The sequence below is a fragment of the Companilactobacillus nantensis DSM 16982 genome (assembly GCF_001435815.1).
Lineage (GTDB): Bacteria > Bacillota > Bacilli > Lactobacillales > Lactobacillaceae > Companilactobacillus > Companilactobacillus nantensis.
Genome location: NZ_AZFV01000033.1, coordinates 1 through 24,857, shown reverse-complemented (window position 1 = coordinate 24,857; position 24,857 = coordinate 1). Strand labels below are relative to the sequence as shown.

Genomic DNA, 24,857 nt, shown 5'->3' with positions numbered 1-24,857 from the left:
GGACTTTTGTCACAGCCCCTTTTACTTAATAAACTTTCAGATTTATTATTTATCTGATTTATCAGTAACGTCTTTACGACTGTAGTTAGCAATATCGGCAACGACACTGTCAACAAACATCTTAGCGTTTTCTGATTCTGAATCTTCTTCACCATATTTTCTAACTGAAACTGTGGCGTTCTTAGTTTCATCATCACCAACAACAACTGTGTATGGAATCTTCATTGTTTGTGAATCACGAATCTTGTATCCCATCTTTTCATCACGGTCATCAACTTCGGCACGAATGTTCTTAGCACGTAGTTCTGAAAGAATTTCGTTAGCGTAGTCTGAGTGAAGTTTTTGGTTAACAGGAATGATACGAACTTGTTTAGGAGCCAACCATGTTGGGAATGCACCCTTATAAATTTCAATTAGGTAAGCGATAAATCTTTCCATAGTTGAAACAATACCACGGTGAATCATAACAGGTCTGTGATCTTGTCCATCAGCACCAACGTATGTTAGTTGGAACTTCTCTGGTTGCATGAAGTCTAATTGGATAGTTGACAATGTTTCTTCATTACCAAGAGCTGTCTTTGTTTGAACATCAAGCTTTGGACCGTAGAAAGCAGCTTCACCTTCAGCTTCATAGTACTTAAGACCAAGATCATCCATAGCACCCTTAAGCATTGATTGTGACTTGTTCCACATTTCATCATCATCGAAATATTTCTCTGTGTTAGCAGGGTCACGATAACTTAGACGGAATGTGTAATCGTTGATATCAAAGTCTTTATAAACTTCAACCATCAATTGTAGTGTACGCTTGAATTCTTCTTGGATTTGGTCAAGAGCAACGAATGTGTGACCATCATTTAGAGTCATTTCACGAACACGTTGTAGTCCTGACAAAGCACCTGATTTTTCGTATCTGTGCATCATACCAAGTTCAGCGATACGTAGAGGCAAGTCTCTGTATGAACGGTTGTGGTGGTTGTAAATTTGGATATGTGAAGGACAGTTCATAGGACGTAGTTCAAGCATTTCGCCATCACCCATGTCCATTGGTGGGAACATGTCTTCACGGTAGTGTTCCCAGTGACCTGAAGTCTTGTAAGCATTCAAGTTCATAAGGATTGGTGTGTAAACGTGTTGGTAACCCCAAGCAACTTCCTTATCAATGATATATCTTTCGATAACACGACGGATTGTAGCACCATTTGGCATCCAGTATGGAAGTCCAGCACCAACTTCTGGGTCAACGAAGAATAAGTCAAGGTCACGGCCAATTGTTCTGTGGTCACGTTCCTTAATTTCAGCACGGCGTTTAAGATCAGCCTTTAGGCCATCTTCCTTATAGAAGGCTGTACCATAAATTCTTTGTAACATTGGGTTACTTGACTTACCTTGCCAATAAGCACCAGCAACTGAAAGTAATTCAAAGTGTTTCAAAGCTTTAAGGTTTGTAAGTACGGCGTCATAACCGAAGTCAACAAATCCATCTAGTGTGTATACAGGAATTTGAACTGATTCAATTGCAGCAACTAATGATGACTTGTAAGGATCATCCTTGAACATTGCTTCAAGGTCCTTCTTATCCATCATTGATCTTTCGATCTTATCGTTGTTCTTGATAATCTTGTTCATCAAAGCTGTGATTTCTTTTAATTCATCAACACTGATTTGGCCTGATTTGCTATCAGTATCAACGTAGAAACCATCATCGTTAGCTTGTTTTTCACCGAAGTGAAGGTCTTCTTTGAAACTCTTTGCTGCGGCAGCGAATACTAAAGCAGCAGTGTTTCTTAGAACCTTTTGTGCATCTTCTGAATCTTCAGCTGTAACGATTTCGATTTTAGCATCTTGTTTGATTGGACGTTCAAGATCAACCAAAGTGTCGTTTAATTTACCAGCAACAGCTTTTTTACCTAGGGATGTGCTAATTGACTTAGCAACGTCTAAGGTTGTAGTGCCTTCGTCAAACTCCTTAACTGAATCATCTGGGAATGTTAACTTGATTTTTGACATTGACTATTTTCCTCCTAAAATTTGATAACAAAAAAATACGTCCCTGAAGTATACATATATTCAAATATGTGCATACTTCAGGGACGTATTTCTACGCGGTTCCACCCACTTTAAAACTGTACAACAAATAACAGTTTTCTCTCATTTGGTTATAAAGTAACCGACCATTATACAGTTTTATGTGAAAGTGGTAACTCCAGTAATGGGTAAGCTTTCAGTAATCGTACCCTCCCTGAATAGAACCGAAGTGTTATCTTTCATGGCTTTATTGAAACATTTATTTTCATTGATTGCAAGTTATTTTTCAAATCTTCTGTTTTGACCTGTAACAATAACTTCACGTGATAAGTATTTAACTCGTTCCATAATCCGCTTAGCTTTGACTGGCTCCTCTTCACCACGTTGGTTGATAGCAAGGTGTTTCTCTAATTCTTGCATTGAAAAGTTAGATGAAAAGAACGTTGGTAAATTCTCTTGCATCCGATATTGCAAAATAACACCCAAGACTTCATCACGAATCCAACTCGACATTGAGTCAGCTCCAATATCGTCAAGCATCAAAATTTCAGCTCCCTTGACTTTATTAACTTTAGCCAAAACGCTATTTGAACCAATTGAATTTTTCATTTCTACAGCAAAAGTTGGAAAATGCATCATCGTTGTATGGACGTCATGCTTGAACAATTCATTAGCAATCGCACCTAACAAATAAGTTTTTCCGACTCCAAAATCACCAGCTAAGTATAATCCTGGTACAAAGCCCTTTTGATTCAAATAATTGTCAATGAAATCAAGTGCCTTACCTAATGCATCTTGACGACCATTGCCATTATAATCATCCAATTTAGCACTCCGAATATCGGATGGCATATCCATTAAGACAAAACCTGATTCATATTGGTTTCGTTTTTCACGATTTTGAGTTCTTTCATTGGGATAATAAGCTACTTCGATGTTGTGATTATTGACGATCAGCTTTGGATAATAGCCACGTGACAACTCACCAGCATGATTCTTATTGTTGTAAAACTCATAAATACTGGCAGCACTTGTAGAAATGGCATTGGGATTAATTGAATCACTATTTTCTTTCAAGAAACTTTGAACATCAGGATCCTTCAAAGCACCATTAAGAAGACGGCGATAATCTTCCGTCAAATTTTTCGAATTTAAATATTCTGCCAATCTATTTCCTAAATTTTCCATGCTTAATTATCCTTATTTCTTAGTCGTTTTAAGCGATCTTGCATTTCACTATGACTAGTTTGTTGGTTTTGTTGATTAGGAACCTTAGCCTTAACTTTACTCCAGTCAGTAGCTTGTTCCACCTTCCGATTCTTATTGTTATTATAACGGCGTTTCGGATTACGTGGTTTAGTTTGAAATTCATTAATTCGTTTCAAAGCTTGTTCAGGCGTTTGGACATTATTTTGTTGCCAATCATTCGCCATCGTTTCCATCAATGGTGACGTTAAGGTTGGTGAATTTTGCAAGATATAATACACCATAATATTCAAAACGCCAGCTGACAAATAGGTTTTCATTGCCATATCACGCAATGCTCTGGACTCAACTGTACCTACGAAACCGCCACTCTTTTGTTTCTGAGCCGCTAAAAAGTCGGCTGGGGTCATTGACTTAGCTTGTTGTAAAATCAATTGGTCTGAACGGTTCAAGTTCGTTGCTGAGGTATCGGGAGCTTCTTCAACTGTTGGTGCCTGCTTTTTAACTGAAATATTAGCATTCTTTTCAAATCGATCTTGAACTGATTTTTTCAAACGGTTCGGATCAATTTTATTATTGACAATATCGCAAGTTTTTCCGATAAGGTCGATTAAAACCATTTCGTCCAAACCATAAAAAGCATGTAAGTTGAGAATCAGTTCTTGATTTTCCAGCAAATTATCAGGATGGATATGATACAACTGTTGGATTCGATCTGAAATTAATTCCCAATCTAACGGTGCCACTTCCTTAGCATTTAAACTCGGTTTCTTGGCATTGGCTGTTGTCGTAAAATTATTCTGAGCATTTTTTACTTCAGTTGGTGTATTGATCAAATCATTATTACTCAACTGAAAGACTTCTAAGAAATCCTTGGTTATTTCTTGAGAATCTTGCAAAATCAAATCTGAATGAGCATATTTATCAGCCAATAAACGATATTTACTATCACTGACCTGCTCATACAAAAAGATACTCATCAAGTCATCTTTAAAAAAGTCATCAGGTGATAGTGGTTCAAACAATTGATAAACATAATATGGACCAAGATCATCTTTTTTCTCAAAAGTTCGAATTAATCCGAGTGCTTCTGCCTTGATTCGTGCTTCATAAAAACGTTTCAAATCAATGCCCAGTAAACTCAACAATTCGGCGTGACTTTTTCGCTGCGTAACTAACTCTTTATTGGGCAATTTTTCCCACAACAACAAATAGAGGCTAAAAGCCTCTGTTCCCAAAATGGGCAAATATAAATCTGTCAAAACATGGCGATCATCATCATTTAAATGACCGTTGGGCAAACACCAATAGCCTACTAGTGGTGTAAACTTTTCTGATTCAAAATTACTTGTAGACACTGGCATACCTCTTATTTCTTATCAATTTTGTTGCCGTTAGCCATCATTTCTTGAACTTCTCGCATGAAACTGTTCATGTCTTTGAATTCACGATAAACGCTAGCAAAGCGAATATATGTAACATCATCAACCTTGGCTAAAATTTTCATGACATGTTCACCGATAACTTGTGATCCAACTTCACTTTCACCGTTGGCTCTGATTTCATTTTCGACTTTATCGACGATATCATTCATCTGATCCATAGTAACTGGGCGTTTTTCAGCAGCGCGAACAATTCCTCGGAGCAATTTTTCACGACTGAACTCCTCACGGTTACCATTTTTCTTGATGACCAATAGTGGTGATTTTTCTAATCTTTCAAATGTTGTGAAACGAGTACCACAGTACTCACACTCACGACGTCTTCTAATGGCGCGTCCTTCATCGCTGGGACGACTGTCAATTACTTTTGATGAATCATGATGACAATGTGGACAAATCAAAATTCCAACCTCTTTTCCGAATCAAAGTTGTGATATTAGTTTTTTAAATTCTCGTTCAAGTTGCTGCAAATCACCAGAATTATCAATCACAAAGTCAGCACGACTTTTCTTCTCGTCCATCGACATTTGTGAATTGATTCGCTCTAAAGCAACTTTTTCTGATAGATTATTACGTTTCATAAGTCGAGCCAATTGAACCTCTGGCCGTTCATAGATACTAATAACACCATCAAAGTAATCTTCATAGCCACCCTCAAATAACAATTGAATTTCAAAAATGGCAATTGTTTTACTAGTAGATCTTTTAATCAACGTAATTGTCTCTAAAATTTTTTCTTTAATTAGTGGCCGTGTAATATGATTCAGTTTTGCCAGTTCATTGTGGTCACTGAAAACAATTGAGCCTAGCTTAGCTCGGTTCAACGTGCCATCTTCATTCAAAACTTGTTGTCCAAATTGAGCAACAATCTGCTTTAACCCGACTGAATTAGGAATAACTACTTCCCGAGCAAATGAATCCGCATCAAATATTATGAACCCATGGTCCTTAAACATTGCTAAAACAGTCGATTTGCCAGCAGCAATCCCACCAGTTAATCCGTAAATTTTACTCATTTGACTACTTGACACTTAGGACAAAAATGCGTGCCTCGTCCACCGACTTTGATTTTAACAATGTCAGTTCCACAACGTGGACAAGGTGTCCCCTCCTTACCATAAACTTGAAGACTATTTTGCATATTTCCAGTATGTCCCGTCGCATCTACATATGAGCGAATCGTTGAACCACCGGACGCAATTGCCTTTTCCATCTCTTGGTTAGATACTTCAATTATATTTTGAACATCAGTATCCGTTAAATGATTGGCTGGAGTTTCAGGATGAACTTTTACCTTCCACAAAACTTCATCAACGTAAATATTGCCAAGCCCACTCATAACTGACTGATCCAGTAAAACAGTCTTGATATCTTTACGGTGACGCATAATTCTTGGTTTCAAATTACTGAAAGTAAATTCAGCTGATAAAGGTTCTGGACCAAGCTTTTGAATCGACTTGTTTGCGGATAAATCATCCGTATTCCACAGTTGCATTCGACCAAATTTTCGAACATCATTATAAATCATTTTTTGTCCGTTATCTAACGTAAAAATAGCATGTGAATGTTTATCAATTGCACTTGGATCAGCTGAAATACGATAGCGACCTTCCATTCGAAGGTGACTAATAATTGTATAGCCATTATCCAAATGAATCAACAAAAATTTAGCACGACGTCCGACATCAGTAATCGTTGCTCCAGTTACAAACTCTTTAAACTGGTCAACATCCCCAGTAATTAAATTTTGATAACGAATTTCAACATTAGTGATTTTCCGTCCCTTAACTTGAGCGTTCAAACCACGTCTAACTGTTTCTACTTCTGGCATCTCTGGCATTTTATCAACCTACTTTGCTTCATACCAAGTTTGACCATGAGCTGTTTCAACCTTCAAAGGTACATCAAGTTTGACAGCTGAATCCATCACGCTTGGTACTAATTTTTCTAAAGTCTCAATTTCTGATTTTGGTGCTTCAAAGATCATTTCATCATGTACTTGTAAAAGTAAATTAGCTTGAAGATTTTCTTTCTTCAACATCTTTTGCATATTAATCATTGCCACTTTAATAATATCAGCTGCACTACCTTGGATTGGCGTATTCATAGCTGTACGTTGGGCAAAGTTTCTCACATTAAAGTTACTTGAGTGGATATCTGGCAAGTAACGACGACGATGCATAATTGTTTCAACATAGCCATTTTCACGAGCATATTTAACGATATCATCCATATACTTCTTAACACCAGGATATTGTTCAAAGTAAGATTCGATAAAGGCTGCAGCTTGTTTACGACTGATGCCGATATTTTGTGACAAACCATAATCACTAATTCCGTAAACAATTCCAAAGTTAGTAGCCTTAGCTTGACGACGCATGTTTGGTGTAACTTCATCAGTACTGTTCAAACCAAAGATCCGCATTGCTGTATGAGCATGAATATCATAATCTTCCCTGAAGGCTTCTTGCATATGTTCATCACCCGAAATGTGAGCTAAAACACGCAATTCAACTTGTGAATAATCGGCTGAGAAAATCTCCCAATCTTCGTGTTGTGGCACGAAAGCCTTCCGAATTTGCTTACCTTCATCAATTCGAATCGGAATATTTTGCAAGTTTGGTTCAATTGATGATAATCGACCTGTTTGAGTCAACGTTTGTAAATAAATCGTGTGAATTCGATTATCAGGTTGGACAAACTTTTGCAAACCGACTACATAAGTTGATTGAATCTTTGAAATTTGACGGTAGTCTAAGACCATTTGAACAACTGGTGACTTATCCTTCAATTTATCTAAAACATCAACTGATGTTGAATATCCTGTCTTTGTCTTCTTCACGACTGGCAATTTCAAATCTTCAAACAAAACCACGCCTAATTGCTTAGGTGAATTAATATTAAATTCTTTACCAGCTTCTTGATAAATTTTCTTTTCAATCTCGGCAAGACGCGTTGCAAAAGTATTTTCCATTTCCTTTAGTTTGGAAACTTCAACTGTAATACCCTTGATTTCCATGCTTGCTAAAACATTTGATAATGGCAACTCAATTTCATCATAGAGACTATCTTGATCATTATCTTTCAATTCCGCCATCATTTTATCTTTTAAAGTTGCAATAACTTGAGCTTTTTGAGCTAAGAAGTTCAATAAAATAGCAGTATCTTCAGGAACAGCCTTCTTAACACCTTTTCCGTAAAACTCTTCTTCAGATGGTAAGTTAACATTGTAATTCTTAGCAACTAAACCGATATCTTGCTTATTATCGTTAGTATCAAGCAAGTAAGCCACAAGTAACATATCAAAACTAATACCGTCTATCTCACAGCCATAACGATGCAATAACGCAATCGTTCGCTTGTTATCAAAGAGATATTTTTCCTTTGTTTTGTCAGCCAACCACGCCTTTAAACTTGGATTTTCTAAGATTGAAACATCGGCAGTTCCATAATAATTTTCACCATCAGAAATCATTAAACCGATGATTGGTGCCAAATGATAATTCTCACCGAATCCTTCAACAATCAGCGTTTGCGGTTTAGTATTGGCAACAATCTTAATAATTGCATCAGCATCTAGGTCTTGTACTTTAATATCCGCTAAAGCTTCTGCAGTATCTTCTTGTGGAACGTCCATTCGATTCAAGAAAGTTTTAAAATTCATTTTTTGATAAAACTGAATTAACTCTTCTTGATTGTCACCACGATATTCAAGATCACCCAATGTCAACTCAACCGGCGCCTCTAAATTAATCGTAGCCAATTTTTTACTCAAAAAGGCTTGATCTTTATCGTTAATCAAATGTTCTTTGAGCTTACTCTTCTTCATTTCATCAACGTGTTCGTAAATTCCTTCAACACTGCCATACTCATTGATCAACTTAATGGCAGTCTTTTCACCAACTTTTTCAACTCCAGGATAATGGTCAGATGTATCACCCATTAATCCTTTCATATCAATAATTTGCTTAGGAGTAATCCCTAACTTTTCTTGAACGTGTTCAGGTGTGTAGGCTTCAGTCTCTGTCACACCTTTGACATTAACTTTAACGGTAACTTTATCAGTCGTTAACTGAGTCAAATCCCTGTCACCGGTAATAATCGTCACGTCCATACCATCAGCTTCAGCCTTACGAGACATTGTGCCGATAATATCGTCCGCTTCATAGTCAGGTAGCTCATAAGTTTTGATACCACGATAGTTCAACATCTCTTGAATCAATGGCAATTGTTCCATCAATTCTTGAGGAGTCTTCGCACGGGTACCCTTGTATTCATCAAACATCTTGGTTCTAAAGGTCGTTTTACCAGCATCAAAAGCGACTAATGCATGAGTTGGTTGCTCATCCTTCAAAATAAGTTCCAACATGTTGTTGAATGCGTAAAGTGCATTTGTGTGGATTCCTTCGCCAGTAACAAACTTGTCTAAGACATTGTGCATAGCAAAGAAAGCTCGAAATGACACACTATTTCCATCAATTAAAAGTAATTTTTTATTTTTTGACATATATTCTCCAATAAAACCGAAATTAACTAATTCTATTTTAACAAATCCTCGAGGGTTGTGACAGATTAGTGAAGAGTTAATTACCGCCTCCAGTTGTGAATGAATCACACTGTTAACATATTTTCACATTATTGCCCGTTAAATATGCCGTCTCCAGAATCGAGAAATAGCTACTGGCTATGCGGACCGGTCTGAGTCAAGGTCTCAGACCTCGGTTTGAAGCCTCGCAAGCGAGTCTCCAAACACGCCCGGTGCTGTAAGCACGGGAAAACCTCCCGCACTAACACCACTGTCACAGCCAGTAACTATTCTCGATTCTTCCGACTAAGGTCTTTAAATGAATCTAAATTTCTTGAAATGGTTGAAGTATGACAAGCCTGAAATTAATTGTAATAAACTTACTAGCACCACGCGTACTTCATACAAAAAAAGAATAAGTCAATGCCATAGTCTCGGGGAAGATTCTTTTAAAGAACTAAAAAAATCAGATTCGTTACAAATCAGGTTCTTTCTCAACTTTGGTTATAGAAACGAATATAAAAAAAGTGGATAAATTCAAATGCGCAAAATGAAATTTATCTACCTTTTTTAATTTTATTCTAAATTTACAATGACTTAGATTTCATTTAAGTCCAACTAAAAACAACTAATACACTAGCCTCTGGGTGCAAGAAATGTTGGCAGCAGTGCAGGTGGCGTTAGAGCTTTAGCTCTTACACCACGGGACGAGTTTTGAAATTCGCGTTCTTTACGAAGTTCAAAATCGAGGTTCGAGACCGCATTCTGGCTCGAACCGGTCCCCACAGCGCCAACATTTCTTGCACCCAGAGGCGGCTCTAACCAAATTTAAGAAAGAACCCAAATCAAGACTTCCTAATTAATTATTTTGTTTTTCATATCTGAAATAAATATAAACAATCGATGCCAATACTAGTAATGACAAAACGGTTAAAATAGCAAAATCAATTTTGGCACCTGCAATGGTATTCAAGACATTATTCTTCGTACCACTCGTCAAAGCTACTGCCGAAATAACAACTGACAAAACATTTGTTCCAAGTGACCCTGCATACTGTTGCATCATACTGTAAAGTGAGTTTTGATCGGATTTCTTTGAACCTTTAACTTGAACACTACCATCAGATAAGGAAACCCCAAAGCCCATACTGAACCCAATTCTAACTAATATATAAATCCAAATAATACCTGACATGGTTAAACTTTCACTTTGGAGCCAAAACAACCCTGAACCGGCAGTGATCAATAGGCCACTAATTAACAATGGCATCCAAGCACCACGTTTATCATACATATAACCAGCAATTGGACCAACGGCAGCCCCTAACAATGAACCCGGTAATAACATTAAACCTGCTTGTGCTGAATCTAGTTTCAAAACTGTTTGTGCAAAGATTGGTAAAACAAACGATAAACCAATATTGATAAACTGCAAACTAAAATAACCGAATAATCTTAATCTCAATACAGGTATTTTTAAAATTGAAAAATCAATCAATTGACGATTACTGTGGTGATTATACCAAGCAAACAATCCGATAATTACGATTGAACCTAACACCCAAAGTAAAAATTGACTGGAAGTCCAACCGTAACGTCCTGCTTGATCAAAAGTAAAAAGAATGACAGAAAAGATAATTGCCAAACCAACTACACTCAAGTAATCAAACGTAATACCTTTCGTTCCACGAGCGGTTCCATGAATGGTGAATATACCGATAACAAATAATAGAATAATTAATGGCAAAACGCCGACAAAAATTTCTCGCCAAGTCCAAATACCATTAATGACACCACCATAAGTTGGTCCCAAAGCTGGTGCTAGCGAAATCACGATTCCCGCTAAGCCAGTATACAAGCCCAATTTTGATGAAGGAATTTCCTCAAAAATCAAATTAAACATCAAGGGTGTTGATAAACCTGTTGAGATAGCCTGTAATAAACGTCCACCCATTAAAACGGGAAAATCTGGTGCCATCAAACAAATTAATGAACCAATGAAACAACAAATGGTTGCGAAAATAAATATTTTCAATGGATCAAATTTTTTCAACAAATAAGCAGTCGTACTCATAACAATTGTTGTCAGTAACAAATAACCTGTTGTTAACCACTGAACCGTCCCCAAACTAACGTTTAACGTTCTAACTAAAGTCGGAAAAGTGACGTTCATTGACGTTTCAATCAGAATACCTGTAAAAGACAACAATCCAACAGCCAAAATTGACAATTTGACACGTGTTGATACTGAATTATCCAAGATTCATTAACCTCTCTTCATACAAAAAGGCCATGACAATCTGCTCTGTCATAGCCTAACTCTTACCTACTACTTTACTATTTTCAAAAATTTATTTCTAGGAGAAATATAAAAACTTTACTTAGACTAAACTGGCTGTTTCAACAACATTATCAGTTTGTCCAACTACTAGTTCACCTTTTTTATAAACCTGCTTATCAATTTGTTTAACAGAATTGATATCAGTCAATGGATTATCATCTAGGACTAAGAAATCAGCAAACTTGTTAACATCAATACTTCCATATTGATCATCAATATTTAATAATTCTGCCGCATAAATATTAGTTCCCAGTAAAGCTTGATAAGGTGTTAATCCTAATTCAGTAAGTAGCACTACTTCGTCAGCCGTGCCCGTCGCAAAACTATTGAATGGTGTACCTGCATCTGTCCCGACGACAATTTTGACACCTTTTGAGGCAGCCATAGTAGCGTTCTTAAAGAGATCAGTTTTCACTGCTTGGTTTTTCAAGTACATATAATCTGGCACCTTATTTTTGGCAAACTTTTCAATATTAACACACGCACTCAAAGTTGGAACTAAGTAAACATCATGATTCTTCATAAAATCTGCTTGATTTTCATCGAGGTAAATTCCGTGTTCGATTGAATCTACTCCCGCATCGAGAGCAAATTGAATACCACGATTTCCTTGAGCGTGAGCAGCGACTGTCATGTGCTTGCTGTGTGATTCTTCAACTGCGGTTCGAATTTCTGATTCGGTCAATTCGACATCATCAACTTGATCAGTCGGTGACATAACGCCACCAGTAACCATAACTTTGATATTTTTAGCACCACGTTTAAAGTTTTGACGGACAGCATGACGCATTGCATCATCTGAATCTGTAATATGACCCCAAGTCGTCTCACCATCGAGTCCCTCAACAAAATCAGCATGTCCACCAGTCATTGTCATAGGACGGCCTGATGGCAAAATTTCGGTCCCTTTGAGCTGTCCTTCTTCTTGCAACTTACGTAATTTGATATCGACATCAAAGGCACATCCGCAGTCTCTGACATAAGTAACTCCTGCTTGGAGAAGTTTTTGTAAATTGTTCAGTGCTTCAAAAGTAACTTCTGCTTCCGATGCATAATTAAATTTATTGATAATTGGATCCATCATGATATGCGTGTGAACATTAATCATCCCTGGCATCACGTATTTGTTATTCAAATCAATCTTTTGATTGCCATCATCTGGAATACCTGTCCCAATAGCAATAATTCGACCACTATCATCAACAGTTAGATAACTATTTTTAATAACTTTATCGTCAATTCCATTGAATAAGTTGAGATTAGTAAATGTTTTTGTCATTAGTTTTCCCCTTTAAAATACCTTGATACCTTTTTTATAAACTGCTTTGTCAACTTGTTGAACTGCCTTAATATCAACGATTGGATCATCATCTAAAACTAAGAAATCAGCTATCTTCCCAGTCTCCAAAGAACCATACTTATCATCAATTCCTAAGAGATGAGAACTATTCTTAGTGGCTGATAATAAGGCTTCTTCATTTGTAGCGCCAACATCAGTTAATAATTCTAATTCTTTCGGAATATCGCTAAATCTGTTAAATGGCGTTCCGGCATCAGTCCCAAAAGATAATTTCACACCAGCTGGAATGGCAACCTTCATCCGAGCATAAAATTGTTCTTTAAACCCTTTGGCTTTTTCAATCATATAATCCGGCAATTTACCTTCACCATAGGCTGGAATTGAATATGTGGCGATAACAGTTGGTGTCAAATAAATATCTTTTTGTTTGATCAACTCTATATCGTCATCAGTAATCAAACATCCGTGTTCGATTGAATCAACACCAGCAACAATAGCATCATGAATTCCTTTTGCACCTTCGGCATGCGCTGCTACGGTCATGTGCTTGTTATGTGCCTCTTCAACAACCGTCTCTAATTCAGGCATTGATAGTTCAGTATCATCAATTTTATCCGTCGCTGACATTACCCCACCAGTAACCATGATTTTGATATTTTTAGCACCTAATTTAAATTCACGACGCACGGCATGACGCATTTCATCTGGTGAATCAACAATATTGCCCCACGTTGTTTCCCCATCAATGCCTTCAGTGAAATCAGCATGTCCTCCAGTAATTGACATTGGTCGCCCTGATGGCACAATTTCAGTTCCACCTAATTGACCTTCTTCTTGTAAACGACGCAACTTGATATCAACGTCAAAAGCACATCCACAGTCACGTACATAAGTAACACCGGCTTGGAGAGCTTCCTTTAAATTATTTAGGGCGGTAAAGGTAACTTCTGCTTCAGATAAATAATTCAATTTATTAGTAATAGCATTCATCATCAAATGAACATGTGAATTTATTAAACCAGGCATCACAAATTTATTTTTTAAATTTACTACTTGTGCAACATCAGGAGCTTCCTTGAAACCTAGCTTAACAATTTCTCCAGATTCATCATCAACAATGAACCAAGCATCTTTTTGAATCTGTGGTTGTTTGCCATCAAACAAATTAAAATTTTTGTAAAGAGTTTCCACGATAAAATCCTCCTAAATAAAATTTAAATTAAGCTTAAATTGAAATAGTTTTAAAGTCAAAATGTACAAATTATTTTTGATATAATTATACTTTTTGTCTAATAAACGCTTTTTTTATTGCCATATTTATTAAATACACGCAAAATTTGCGCTGTAACTAAAAACTTTTTCAAATTAATTTTCAGGAGGTCAAAAATATGACATATCTACTATCGTTCACAACTGTCATGATTTTCATATTGATTGGCGAGTGGGCCTCTGCTGCGACTAAAGCATTCGTACCTTCGATTTTTATCACCGCAGTCCTCTTTGCAATTGGCTTTTGGACCATATTGCCTAAAAATATTGTCACTCAGGCATCCTACTCACCCCAATTTGTCAGTGTTGCTATGTCAATGCTCCTCGTGCAAATGGGAAGTTTAATGGATCTAAAAGAATTGGGTCATCAATGGAAGGCCGTTTGTATTGCCCTCTTAGGTGTCACTGGGACACTAATTTTCACTCTTTCCATCGGCTCACTTTTCTTTAACTGGAAAACAGTCGTTGCTGCTGTCCCTCCACTGACCGGTGGAATCGTGGCTGCATTATTAATGACCAACGGTTTAAAAGCTGCTGGTATTACAACCCTTGTCGCCTTGCCAGTTTCCATGTTTATCATGCACTCAATGATTGGTTATCCTTTAACTGCACTATTACTACGTAAAGAAGGTAAGCGATTATCAGTTCAATACAACAACGAAAAAGACGACCCCAAATCTGAGGTCGCCCAAATAATTAAAAAACATAATCGTTCTGAAACAGTTGATAAACCAATTTTGAAACTTCCTACTCAATTTCAAACACCAGTCTTTATCATCACTCGTGTAGCAATCATTGCCTTACTCGGCAATTGGTTGGCTAGTTTAGTCAATGGCGCCATCAACGCCAATGTCATCTGTCTAATTCTTGGTGTAATTGCCCATCAGTTAGGTTTTATTGAAACAAATGCACTAGATAAGGCCAAAGTCTTTAATTGGTTAATGTATGGACTGCTAGCTTATATCTTTGCACAATTGAGTTTGACAACGCCGGCCATTATCGGACATATCATCGTACAAATCATTGTCTTAATTTTACTTGGCATCTTGGGAATGTTCGTTGCTTCCTTTATTTTGGCAAAACCATTTGGAATGAGTCGTGAAATGGCGTTTGCCTGTTCTTTGACAGCCCTTTTTGGCTTTCCAGCGGATTTTATTTTAACAACTGAAATCTGCCAAACAGTCGCTCAAAGTGAAGACGAAAATGCCTTTTTAACTGAATCTATTCTACCTAAAATGTTAGTCGGTGGTTTTGCGACCGTTTCTGTGGCATCAGTTATTATCGCATCAGTCTTTTTAAAACTTTTGTAACGAACATAACTAGCTTTTAAAAAAAAGATATTACTTCGTGAATATAATTAAATCTATTTGATGTTTGAAGTATCCAAGTAATCATCCCATTGAATAACTTGTTTATTTTTAATTTTTGCAATAGAAAGGAAATTCATATCTGGATATTGATCATAATGAACGGAATATTCCATTACTAATGTCGTAATACCAGCTGTTGAATCTTTATATATATTTAAGAAATCGGCTCCAGTTTCTGGGGCACTGTAACTTTTAAACCATGTCTTATATTCTGATTTAGTCATTTGGCGGGGGAAATCCGGAAAATGATAATGGAACGTAAACGTAGCATTATCAGAAATTGCATCCCAAAAAGAATCTGCATCAACATCATCTTTAATCCCCTTCATCATCAAATTTAAAAAGTATACTGAATATTTATTGTAACCTGATGGATAGTTTTCCATGAATATTACCAGCTTTCATTTATTATTAATTAATCAAGATAAAGCATTCCTGCTACTTGATGAACATATAATACAAATTAAAGTCTGACAATATATGTCAACATTTAATAATTAATCAAAATTTTTTCAACTTCTGTACGCATTTTATCTCTCAATGCTTTAGGACCTATGACTTTTAGGCCTTTACCAAACGACAAAAAATACGTTATCAGCCATTCACCTTCATTTAAATTCGTAATAACTTCATATTCTCCTGTTTTTATTTGTGAAATATCCTCTTGAGGAAATTCTTCAAATACACGATACTTTAAATTCTCAGTAAAAACCAAATCAACTTGAATTTGTTGTACAGAATCTGCTTGTTGCTTCTTAGCAGTCAACCAAGGTTTACCTTTAACTTCCAAATGTTTGTTACTTTCGATATTCAGATTACTCAATCTTGTTAACTTAAAAAGTCTAACTGACTGTCTTTCAAGTGAATATCCTTCAACATACCATGCATTCTTTTTAAAAACGACCTGAAAAGGATATATCTCACGATTTGAAAACTCATTTTTTGAATTTAAATATTGAAAACTAATAAACTCTTTGTCAAGAATAGCTTTTCTAAGTTGTGAAAGTATTATTTTTTGAGTATTACTTTTACTCCAAATTGTGGGATCAATCTTTAACCATTCTACTGGATTTTTCTGGAAAATTGCTGACAACTTATCTAAAGTTTGATCATTTTCAACATCTAAGTCGCGCATATTCCTTAAAGAAGTCAGAATATTGATTTGTTCATCCTCATTAACTAAAGCTTTACTAATTTTAAATTCTGGAAGTAATGATATGCCACCATTTCTCCCCTTGGAAACATATATTGGAATTCCGGAAGCACTAAGTGTATCAACATAACGATAAATTGTACGAACTGATACATCCAAACGTTTTGATAACTTTTCAGCTGACATCCGATCATTATCTAATAAAATATAAATCATATTTACTAATTTCTCAGATTTCAAGAGAACCCACCTGTTTGCATTTATAGTATTTAAACTCATCATAACAATAATCTACTATTCAAAAGCAAAAAAACATGAATTTAGGACAAAACTACTATTATTTTTAAATATGCAGCATAAACGTGCAACAAACCATAGCTTTTTCCGCTTAAACCAAATAAGAGCGTAATCCAAAATCGGATTACGCTCTTATTTGCCTTAATGCTCGAAAGCTGACCATGGTTTGTTCCACTCTCGTTATTCAAATTATTGTTGATTAGGATTTAAAGTACTTAACAATTGTTCATAAGCAGTTTCATACTTTTGAACATCCCCAGCACCCATGAAAATCATCACTGTATCGTGATAATCCAATAATGGTGATAGGTCGTCAAGAGTTAGAACTTTACCACCCTTATGAATCTTGTCGCCAAGATCTTTACTTGTAATATCACCGTGAGCTTCACGAATTGAACCAAAGATATTAGTTAAGTAAACTTCATCGGCCAAATCAAGTGATTTAGCAAAATCGTCCATCAAGGCTAAAGTTCTTGTATAAGTATGTGGTTGGAAGACAGCAACAATCTTTTTGTCAGGATATTTTTGTCTAGCAGCATCAATTGTAGCTTTGATTTCTTGTGGATGGTGAGCATAGTCATCAATGATAACTTGGTCAGCCACTTTCTTTTCACTGAAACGTCTCTTAACCCCACTGAATGTTTGCAATTCGCGGTTAATCAAGGCATGGTCGAGTTTTTCCATGTGACCAACACCGATAACAGCTAGTGAGTTAAGAACGTTGTGTTCACCGAACAATGGAACTTGGAAATTACCAATATTTTCGCCATTAATTGAAACATCAAATGATGAACCCTTAACAGTACGTTTGATATTTGTAGCACGAACATAATCTGATTCATCCAAACCATATGTATAAATTGGTGCATCAGCTTTGATTGACTTAGCATGTTTATCTTCACCCCAGATGAAGATACCCTTCTTCGTCTTTCTAGCTTCTGATTCAAATGCATCAACAACATCGTTGATTCCACCGAAGAAATAATCTGGGTGATCAAAGTCGATATTAGTAATAATTAAGTAATCTGGTGAGTAAGCTAAGAAGTGACGACGATATTCATCAGCTTCAAAAACAAAGAACTTAGCATCTTTGATACCTTTACCAGTACCGTCACCGATCAAGTATGAAGTCTTAGCAATTCCACTCAATGTGTGTGCCAAAAGACCAGTTGTACTTGTCTTACCATGTGAACCAGCGATACCGATTGATGTGTAATCATTAACCAACTTACCAACTAGTTCAGGATATGTAATAACTGATAAATGCATATCATTAGCTTTTTTAATTTCTACTTGGTCATCACTAAAAGCGTTTCCTTTAACGATAGTCAAACCTTCGTGAATGTTATTTTCATCGAAAGGTAAGATTTTAATGCCTGCTTGTTCAAGACCACGTTGAGTAAATGTATATTTATCAATATCTGATCCTTGAACTTCATATCCGAGGTCTTTCAAAATAAGTGCTAAGGCACTCATCCCAGTACCTTTAATTCCAACAAAATGATAGACTGTATTTTCCATAATAACTCCTAATCGAACAAATTCTTTGCTGCTTCAAAATCAAATGCTTGGCCAGCTGTACCTTGGTCTAATACAAGGATACCACGCTTTTGTGGTGCATTAGGAATACCTAATTCTCTAGCTGAACAAATCATACCGTAACTGTCGACACCACGTAAAGCACCTGGCCAAATTTCGGCTCCAGTAGGCATTACAGCACCGGGCAAGGCAACAACAACTAATTGACCTTGTTCAATGTTTGGCGCACCACAAACGATTTGAACTGGTTTATCCAATCCAACTTCAGTTTGAGTAATATGCAAATGATCTGAATCAGGATGTGCTTTCATTTCAGCGACATGTCCAATAACGAACTTAGGACTATTATCAGTCTCTAATTTATCAGAAAAACCTGTTTTAGCAATGGCACTATTCAAAATGTCTACTTGCTTGTCATCAAGAAATACTTGACCGGATTCGTTTTGGATACCTAGTTCTTCACCAAGTCCAAAAAAGTTAAAACCAATGGCATCATTAGTTTCTGTGTTAAAAATACGTACTACGTTATCTTTTTGAGTTGTATCTTGTGCCGCAACATCTTCCGCTGTCTCGACAATCAAGACGTCCCCTAAAACATCTGGATTATAAAAGCTTAATAGCAAGTTTTTTCCCTCACTTGATTGAATTATTTGTTAATTAGAGCTTAATACTATTTCATATAAGCCGTCTCCAGAGTGAAGAAAGATTAACTGGCTGTGCGGACCGGTCTGAGCCAAGGTCTCAGACCTCGGTTTGAAGCCTTGCAAAAACCGCAAGTCTCCAAACACGCCCGGTGGTGTAAGTGCTAAAGCACTAACGCCACTTTCACTGCCTGTTAATCTTTCTTCACTCTTCCGACTAGTTAATTTTAAACTAAAGACTTCCCAGTCTCAATTTAACTAAAAATCTTATTTATAAAATATAATTTAACTAGAAGCAACGAACACACTAGCCTCCGGGAGTAAGAAATTAGGCAGCAGTGAAAGTATTGTAATGGCTTTAGCCATTACAATACGGGACGAGTTTTGAAATTCGCGTACTTTGCGAAGTTCAAAATCGAGGCTGGAGACCTTGGCTCCAGCCAGTCCCCACAGCAGCCTAAATTTCTTACTCCCGGAGGCGGCATTATAATCATATATAAGTATTAAGCATTAACTACGCTGTTAATAAAGGTCTCAACTTCTTCTTTAGTTTTTCGATCTTTATTTACTAGTCTACCAATTTCTTTGCCATTTTCAATAATAACAAAGCTAGGAATTCCCATAATTCCTAATTCTTGAGCAATTTCCATGTTATCATCACGGTTGAAACTGATCCAGTTAAAGTCAGAATACTCTTTTTCAAGTTCTGGTAACTTGGGTTCGATAAATTTGCAGTCTGGGCACCAGTCGGCATGGAAAAATAGGATGTGTTTTCCCTCTTTAGTTACTTCGTGCCAGTCTTTTACGCCATAGTCTTCAAATGTTTTCATATTTGTTCACCTCTCCAATAAGATACTTTTTATTTGTTAAACGGTCAATTAAGTGCTCTTGAGTATTAGATTGATATATAATAGTGGTAATATATCAATAAATCGAAATCAAGGAGTGATTTTTATGAGTAAAAAAGGTATCGGTTCTTTAATCGTTGCTGGTACTGTTCTAGCCGCATCTGCAGCTGCTACAGTCTTAGTAAAACACCATCTAGATAGCGAGAAAATTATTAACAAAGTTAAGTCCGTTTTGGGCGAAGATAGCAAAGTTATCGGTTCATGGGTTGAACCATTTTATCAACGTGTTGATGTAAATGGCCGTGCAACTTGGGGAATCGTTGGTGGTGTAACCACAATGGACGAATTAGACGTTGCCCAATACCACTTCATCGCTGATGCTATGACCGGTGAACTACTCAACATTAAAAAAGTACAGTAAGCAAACGAAAATTAATTTTTAAATTGGGCTTTCAGGTAATTAATCCTGAAGCCTTTTTTTGAGAACTTTTCTTCGTACTCAGTTTCGATGTTATTCAAATTTAGTCCTTCATTGTTGTGAAGATCTAAAGAAATTTCATCAAACTTCATTCCATAATTGTTCATACTGATCAATGAGTATTCGAACAGGCCTTGGTTATCCGTCTTGAATTGCAAATAACCATCATCTTTTAAGATGTATTGATATTGCTTCAAGAATGATTTGTATGTCAAACGACGTTTTTCATGACGAGTCTTTGGCCATGGATCAGAAAAGTTCAAATATACGCCGTCAACTTCGCTCTCGGCAAAGTATTCTGACAAATCAGCACCATTAGCTAACAACAATTGCAAGTTGGGTAATTTTAACTCAACTTGCTTTTTTAATACCAAAGCAATGGCCCCTTCTTGAACTTCCATCGCAATGTAGTTGTTTTGGGGATTTTGTTTGGCTAATTCAGTAATGAATCTACCCTTACCAGAACCAACTTCGATAAATAAAGGTTGTTTCTTAGCAAAACGGTCTTGCCATTTGCCTTGCATGTTTTCTGGTTGGATGGCAATCAGATCAAGGTTATCGTTGATCATTTCTTTAGCCCAAGGTTTGTTTCTTAATCGCATAAATATTAATTCTCTCCATTAATCTAGATATTTTTTCAATTGTCTTGGCATGTAGAAATAGTTGACAAAGATTAAGACAGCTAAACCAGCTACGATAATAATCAAACTATTCATACTTAAACCAAATTTATATAAAATTGCCAATGCACTAATAATCCATTGGATTGACAAGATAGTCGTACTTAATTTTGTAAAATCAGCAATTTTAGTTTTTCCGCTGATTGGATAAAGCCGTTGCATCAAATTTTGCATAACTTCTTTAAAGTAAGGTTTCAATTGGAAACCAACTAAATAGATAAAGAGCATCTCAACAATTAATGAAATGTAGAAGTTATCAATCAAAGCTAGCATGATAGCCTGAATAATCGTTAAACGCAAGAACAAACCGATATATTCATTATTTCTGACAAAACCACGCGCAAACAAATACAAATAAGTATTGCTTGATACAGGTTTAATTGGCGTCAATAAGCCATCTAACCATTTGCGACGTCTAATTTTACTATTTACACCTGGCACATCAGTAAATAGATTGTAGAAACGTTTAATACGAAACATTCTTTGATCTTCTGTTTCAATCGCTAATTTCCATTGTAACTGACCACTTGTTTCCAATGTCCGTACTTGTGCATTCAAATAAAAGTAATAAACGACAGCTACAATCAACATCGTCCAACTAAAGAAATAAGTTGAAATTGCCAACGCTACTAATAATAAGATATTTGATGCTAAACGCATACTGATACTGCCAAAATGAGCTCGATCATAAATTTCCATCAAATTAACGTTCAAAAAAGCCAATTTGTAAACAATCAGTCCGATTGCAATCGCTATGATATCAATTATTTTTAGACCAGCCCCACGTGAAGCAAAAGCTGACAACAAAAAATTGACTAATGCTAATGTCACAACTGGCATAAAACTACTGTAATTCTTAGCTGCTCGGAAATATTTATAAAATTCTTTCTCCTTAACTAATAAGAACGTACTGTCAGGTTCTTCTAGTAAAGTAGCAATTCCACCGACTTGCACAGCTAAAAATAGCAAGATGATTACGATTGGTTTTCCAAATACTAAAGTATGATGAATCGTACCTAATAAGTTAGAGTACCAAAAGCCTAACGCTCCAATTAAAACGATAAAAGCTAAAACAAAGTTGTCATTAAAAATCAATCTGAGATATTTGAATTGATTAAGTTGATGTCTTCTTAATCGTTCATTCCAAAGCTTTAACATTAGAGGTCCTCGTTTGACATCTTGATATAAATATCATCAAGATTAGCGTCTGGTTGCATGTCAAATTTGGCTTTCAATTGGTCGAGTGTTCCATCAGCACGTACTTGACCATGATTGATCAAAACAAATTTATCAGCATGGTTTTGAACAGTAGCTAAAACGTGAGTTGACATCAAAACTGAACACCCTGCTTTTTTCTTAGCTTCAACAATATTTAATAAATCATTTACAGCCAATGGATCAAGCCCAGTGAATGGTTCATCAATAATGAACAAACTGGCATCGGTCATGAATGCACAGACAATCATCACCTTTTGTTTCATACCCTTAGAAAAGTTTTGTGGGAACCAATCTAACTTATTATCAAGTCGGAATGTCTTCAACAATTCATTGGCATTGGCCCAAGTTTTATCATGATCCAAATCGTAAGCCATAATTGTTAAGTCAATGTGTTCCTTTAATGTTAGTTCTGGATAAAGGATTGGCATTTCAGGTACATAAGCAATCTTCTTACGATACTTTTCCACATCATCGTGCAAACTAATACCATCAATCAAAATTTGACCACCACGTGGCGTCAGTAATCCAATAATGTGTTTAATCGTCGTTGACTTACCGGCCCCATTTAGACCAATCAAACCAACAACTTGTCCACTTTCAACCGTAAAGGTCTCTTTCTTTAAAACTGATACTTGACCGTATCCACCGGTCAGTTCTTTTACTTCTAAAGTCATGGTTTAAACCACCTATATCTGTTTTTAATAATGTTATTATGATAGCATTATAGTAAATATAATGCTGTTTTTTGAAAGGAGATTTTTCTATGGATGATTGCATCTTTTGCAAAATAATTAACAACGAAATTCCTAGTACAACAATCTACGAGGATGATGATATCAAAGCATTCTTTGATATTTCCCAAGTAACACCTGGTCACACACTCGTCGTACCTAAGAAACACGTTAAGGATATCTTCGCCTATGACGAGGATTTAGCTGAACGTGTCTTCAAAAAGGTTCCAATGATTGCCCGTGCTATTAAAGCTTCAAATCCTGACATTATCGGTATGAATATCTGCCAAAATAATGGTGAGATTGCTTATCAAAGTGTTATGCACTCACACATCCACCTAGTACCTCGCTATTCAAAAGACGATGATTTCTCAATGCACTGGGGAGACAACACCGGTCTAGTAAGTAACGAAGAATTGCAAGCACGTGCCGACAAGATCAAACAAAACTTGGAGGATTAAGATGAAATTTTTTGCTGGATTCATGATTGGAACAATTTCAGGGGCTGCCCTACAACTATTTCAATCAAAAGATGTCACACCTAGTATCAATGATACCAAGTTATTTCAGAATATAAAAGATTTTAAAGATATATTAGCCGATCTACAAAAAAATTCGACTGTGGTTCCAGAAGTTATGTCTGGTCTTCAAAAAGACATCAGTGATTATTCAGCAAGTATCAAGCCAGATGTTGAAAAACTTCAAAGCTCTATTAAAGAAATGCAAGAAAACCTTGATAGCTTCCAAAAATAACAGTGCCAAATATGAATTTTTTGTGATTTTTTCTTAAAATGATAAACTATTCACGATATTTTATGGTAGTCTTTTCAATTGTAGACATATTAATTAAGGATGTGTAAAGATGAATAAACGTTTAACTAAATGGATTTTAGCTATTGCTGGTCTATTTATGATAACAGTTGTTGCTGGTTGTTCAGGTAACAAGACTGTTGCTACACTTAAGGGTGGAAGAATTACCCAAGAAGAATACTACAAAGAAATGAAGAGTTCTTCATCAGGTAAGCAAACACTTCAAACAATGATTATCACAAAGGCCCTCGAAGACCAATATGGTAAAGATGTATCCACAAAACAAGTTAATAGTGAATACAACAAGTACAAGAGCCAATATGGTTCATCATTCAGCTCTATTCTTCAACAAAACGGTATGACAACTGCCCAATTCAAGAAGAATATCCGTACTAACCTTCTTACAAAGGTTGCTTTGAAGAAGAACAAGACAGTTACAAATGCAGATCTTAAGAAGGAATGGAAGAGTTACCAACCTAAGATCCAAGTTGCACAAATTCTTGTAAGTAAAGAAGATACTGCTAAAGAAGTTATTACAAAACTTCAAAACGGTGAAGACTTTGCTAAGTTAGCTAAAGAATATTCAACTGATTCAGCTACAAAGAACAAGGGTGGTAAGATGGCTGCCTTTGATAACGACAGTACAAGTATCGACACTGACTTCAAGACAGCTGCATACAAGCTAAACAAAGTTGGCGACTACACAGATACACCTGTTAAGACAAGCTACGGTTACAGTGTTATCCAACTTGTTAAGAAACCTGCTAAGGGTAAGATGAGTGATCACACAGCCGAACTTAAATCTAAGCTTTATGCTTCATGGATGCAAGATTCAACAGTTATGCAAAAGGTTGTTTCTAAAGTCTTGAAGAAGGCTGATGTTTCTATCAAGGATAGCGACTTGAAGGATGTTCTTTCAGGTTACGTTTCATCATCATCTTCAACAAAGAAGTAATTTAAATCGAGTAGGAGGTAACTTTT

At 36.2% G+C, this 24,857-nt stretch carries 23 protein-coding genes; 5 read left to right on the top strand and 18 right to left on the bottom strand.

What is annotated here, in order from left to right:
- Window positions 1–45: 45 nt before the first annotated feature.
- The 10 genes from thrS to FD31_RS11795 all read right to left on the bottom strand — a co-directional run bounded on the left by thrS (window position 46) and on the right by FD31_RS11795 (window position 14,033).
- Entirely contained in the window at window positions 46–2,010 is a 1,965-nt protein-coding gene (gene thrS / locus FD31_RS11840; protein ID WP_057892995.1) for a threonine--tRNA ligase, read from the bottom strand.
- A gap of 297 nt (window positions 2,011–2,307) precedes the next feature.
- Window positions 2,308–3,216: a primosomal protein DnaI gene (dnaI, locus tag FD31_RS11835; protein ID WP_057892994.1), complete on the bottom strand. Its 909-nt coding sequence runs from the start codon at window positions 3,214–3,216 to the stop codon at window positions 2,308–2,310.
- 2 nt (window positions 3,217–3,218) lie between these two features.
- Window positions 3,219–4,592, bottom strand: a complete 1,374-nt coding sequence (locus FD31_RS11830; protein WP_057892993.1) for a DnaD domain protein — start codon at window positions 4,590–4,592, stop codon at window positions 3,219–3,221.
- An 11-nt stretch (window positions 4,593–4,603) separates the two neighbouring features.
- Window positions 4,604–5,077, bottom strand: coding sequence for a transcriptional regulator NrdR (gene nrdR, locus FD31_RS11825; protein WP_057892992.1), 474 nt, complete (start codon window positions 5,075–5,077; stop codon window positions 4,604–4,606).
- Window positions 5,078–5,098: 21 nt separating this feature from the next.
- Window positions 5,099–5,692 (bottom strand): dephospho-CoA kinase, encoded by a 594-nt coding sequence (gene coaE / locus FD31_RS11820; protein ID WP_057892991.1) that lies wholly within the window; start codon window positions 5,690–5,692, stop codon window positions 5,099–5,101.
- Window positions 5,689–6,516, bottom strand: a complete 828-nt coding sequence (mutM, locus tag FD31_RS11815) for a DNA-formamidopyrimidine glycosylase (protein WP_057892990.1) — start codon at window positions 6,514–6,516, stop codon at window positions 5,689–5,691. Before mutM ends, coaE begins: the two co-directional genes overlap by 4 nt.
- 9 nt (window positions 6,517–6,525) lie before the next feature.
- The gene (polA, locus tag FD31_RS11810) at window positions 6,526–9,183 is read right to left on the bottom strand and encodes a DNA polymerase I (protein WP_057892989.1); all 2,658 of its coding nucleotides are present in this window, start codon (window positions 9,181–9,183) and stop codon (window positions 6,526–6,528) included.
- 877 nt (window positions 9,184–10,060) lie between these two features.
- Window positions 10,061–11,461 (bottom strand): MFS transporter, encoded by a 1,401-nt coding sequence (locus tag FD31_RS11805; protein ID WP_057892988.1) that lies wholly within the window; start codon window positions 11,459–11,461, stop codon window positions 10,061–10,063.
- 121 nt (window positions 11,462–11,582) lie between these two features.
- Complete coding sequence (locus FD31_RS11800; RefSeq protein ID WP_057892987.1) at window positions 11,583–12,821, bottom strand: metal-dependent hydrolase family protein; 1,239 nt, start codon at window positions 12,819–12,821, stop codon at window positions 11,583–11,585.
- A 12-nt stretch (window positions 12,822–12,833) separates the two neighbouring features.
- Complete coding sequence (locus tag FD31_RS11795) at window positions 12,834–14,033, bottom strand: metal-dependent hydrolase family protein (RefSeq protein WP_057892986.1); 1,200 nt, start codon at window positions 14,031–14,033, stop codon at window positions 12,834–12,836.
- A 197-nt stretch (window positions 14,034–14,230) separates the two neighbouring features.
- On the opposite strand from FD31_RS11795, the gene FD31_RS11790 reads away from it, so the two are divergent.
- Complete coding sequence (locus FD31_RS11790) at window positions 14,231–15,421, top strand: hypothetical protein (RefSeq protein WP_057892985.1); 1,191 nt, start codon at window positions 14,231–14,233, stop codon at window positions 15,419–15,421.
- A 53-nt stretch (window positions 15,422–15,474) separates the two neighbouring features.
- Here the strand turns inward: FD31_RS11790 and FD31_RS11785 are convergent, their stop codons facing one another.
- The 5 genes from FD31_RS11785 to FD31_RS11765 all read right to left on the bottom strand — a co-directional run bounded on the left by FD31_RS11785 (window position 15,475) and on the right by FD31_RS11765 (window position 19,941).
- Entirely contained in the window at window positions 15,475–15,867 is a 393-nt protein-coding gene (locus FD31_RS11785) for a hypothetical protein (protein WP_057892984.1), read from the bottom strand.
- 104 nt (window positions 15,868–15,971) lie between these two features.
- Window positions 15,972–16,874: a helix-turn-helix transcriptional regulator gene (locus FD31_RS11780; protein ID WP_057892983.1), complete on the bottom strand. Its 903-nt coding sequence runs from the start codon at window positions 16,872–16,874 to the stop codon at window positions 15,972–15,974.
- Between the two features lie 246 nt (window positions 16,875–17,120).
- Window positions 17,121–18,452, bottom strand: a complete 1,332-nt coding sequence (gene murC / locus FD31_RS11775; RefSeq protein ID WP_057892982.1) for a UDP-N-acetylmuramate--L-alanine ligase — start codon at window positions 18,450–18,452, stop codon at window positions 17,121–17,123.
- Between the two features lie 8 nt (window positions 18,453–18,460).
- A complete protein-coding gene (ytpR, locus tag FD31_RS11770) occupies window positions 18,461–19,093 on the bottom strand; it encodes a YtpR family tRNA-binding protein (protein WP_057892981.1) in 633 nt (210 codons plus the stop codon).
- A 521-nt stretch (window positions 19,094–19,614) separates the two neighbouring features.
- Window positions 19,615–19,941: a thioredoxin family protein gene (locus FD31_RS11765; RefSeq protein ID WP_057892980.1), complete on the bottom strand. Its 327-nt coding sequence runs from the start codon at window positions 19,939–19,941 to the stop codon at window positions 19,615–19,617.
- Between the two features lie 124 nt (window positions 19,942–20,065).
- On the opposite strand from FD31_RS11765, the gene FD31_RS11760 reads away from it, so the two are divergent.
- Complete coding sequence (locus FD31_RS11760; RefSeq protein WP_057892979.1) at window positions 20,066–20,380, top strand: hypothetical protein; 315 nt, start codon at window positions 20,066–20,068, stop codon at window positions 20,378–20,380.
- An 11-nt stretch (window positions 20,381–20,391) separates the two neighbouring features.
- On the opposite strand, the gene trmB is transcribed toward FD31_RS11760, so the two are convergent.
- From trmB to FD31_RS11745, 3 genes are read right to left on the bottom strand one after another with little or no spacing between them, the layout of a single operon-like run.
- Window positions 20,392–21,039: a tRNA (guanosine(46)-N7)-methyltransferase TrmB gene (gene trmB / locus FD31_RS11755; RefSeq protein WP_057892978.1), complete on the bottom strand. Its 648-nt coding sequence runs from the start codon at window positions 21,037–21,039 to the stop codon at window positions 20,392–20,394.
- An 18-nt stretch (window positions 21,040–21,057) separates the two neighbouring features.
- Entirely contained in the window at window positions 21,058–22,275 is a 1,218-nt protein-coding gene (locus FD31_RS11750; protein WP_057892977.1) for an ABC transporter permease, read from the bottom strand.
- Complete coding sequence (locus FD31_RS11745) at window positions 22,275–23,009, bottom strand: ABC transporter ATP-binding protein (protein ID WP_057892976.1); 735 nt, start codon at window positions 23,007–23,009, stop codon at window positions 22,275–22,277. The genes FD31_RS11750 and FD31_RS11745 overlap by 1 nt, the downstream gene beginning before the upstream one ends.
- Before the next feature lie 89 nt (window positions 23,010–23,098).
- Between FD31_RS11745 and FD31_RS11740 the strand changes: the two genes are divergently transcribed.
- The 3 genes from FD31_RS11740 (at window position 23,099) to FD31_RS11730 (ending at window position 24,831) form a co-directional block, all read left to right on the top strand.
- Window positions 23,099–23,527: an HIT family protein gene (locus FD31_RS11740; RefSeq protein WP_057892975.1), complete on the top strand. Its 429-nt coding sequence runs from the start codon at window positions 23,099–23,101 to the stop codon at window positions 23,525–23,527.
- A gap of 1 nt (window position 23,528) precedes the next feature.
- The gene (locus tag FD31_RS11735) at window positions 23,529–23,819 is read left to right on the top strand and encodes a hypothetical protein (RefSeq protein ID WP_057892974.1); all 291 of its coding nucleotides are present in this window, start codon (window positions 23,529–23,531) and stop codon (window positions 23,817–23,819) included.
- A gap of 109 nt (window positions 23,820–23,928) precedes the next feature.
- Entirely contained in the window at window positions 23,929–24,831 is a 903-nt protein-coding gene (locus tag FD31_RS11730; RefSeq protein ID WP_057892973.1) for a peptidylprolyl isomerase PrsA, read from the top strand.
- Window positions 24,832–24,857 lie beyond the last annotated feature (26 nt).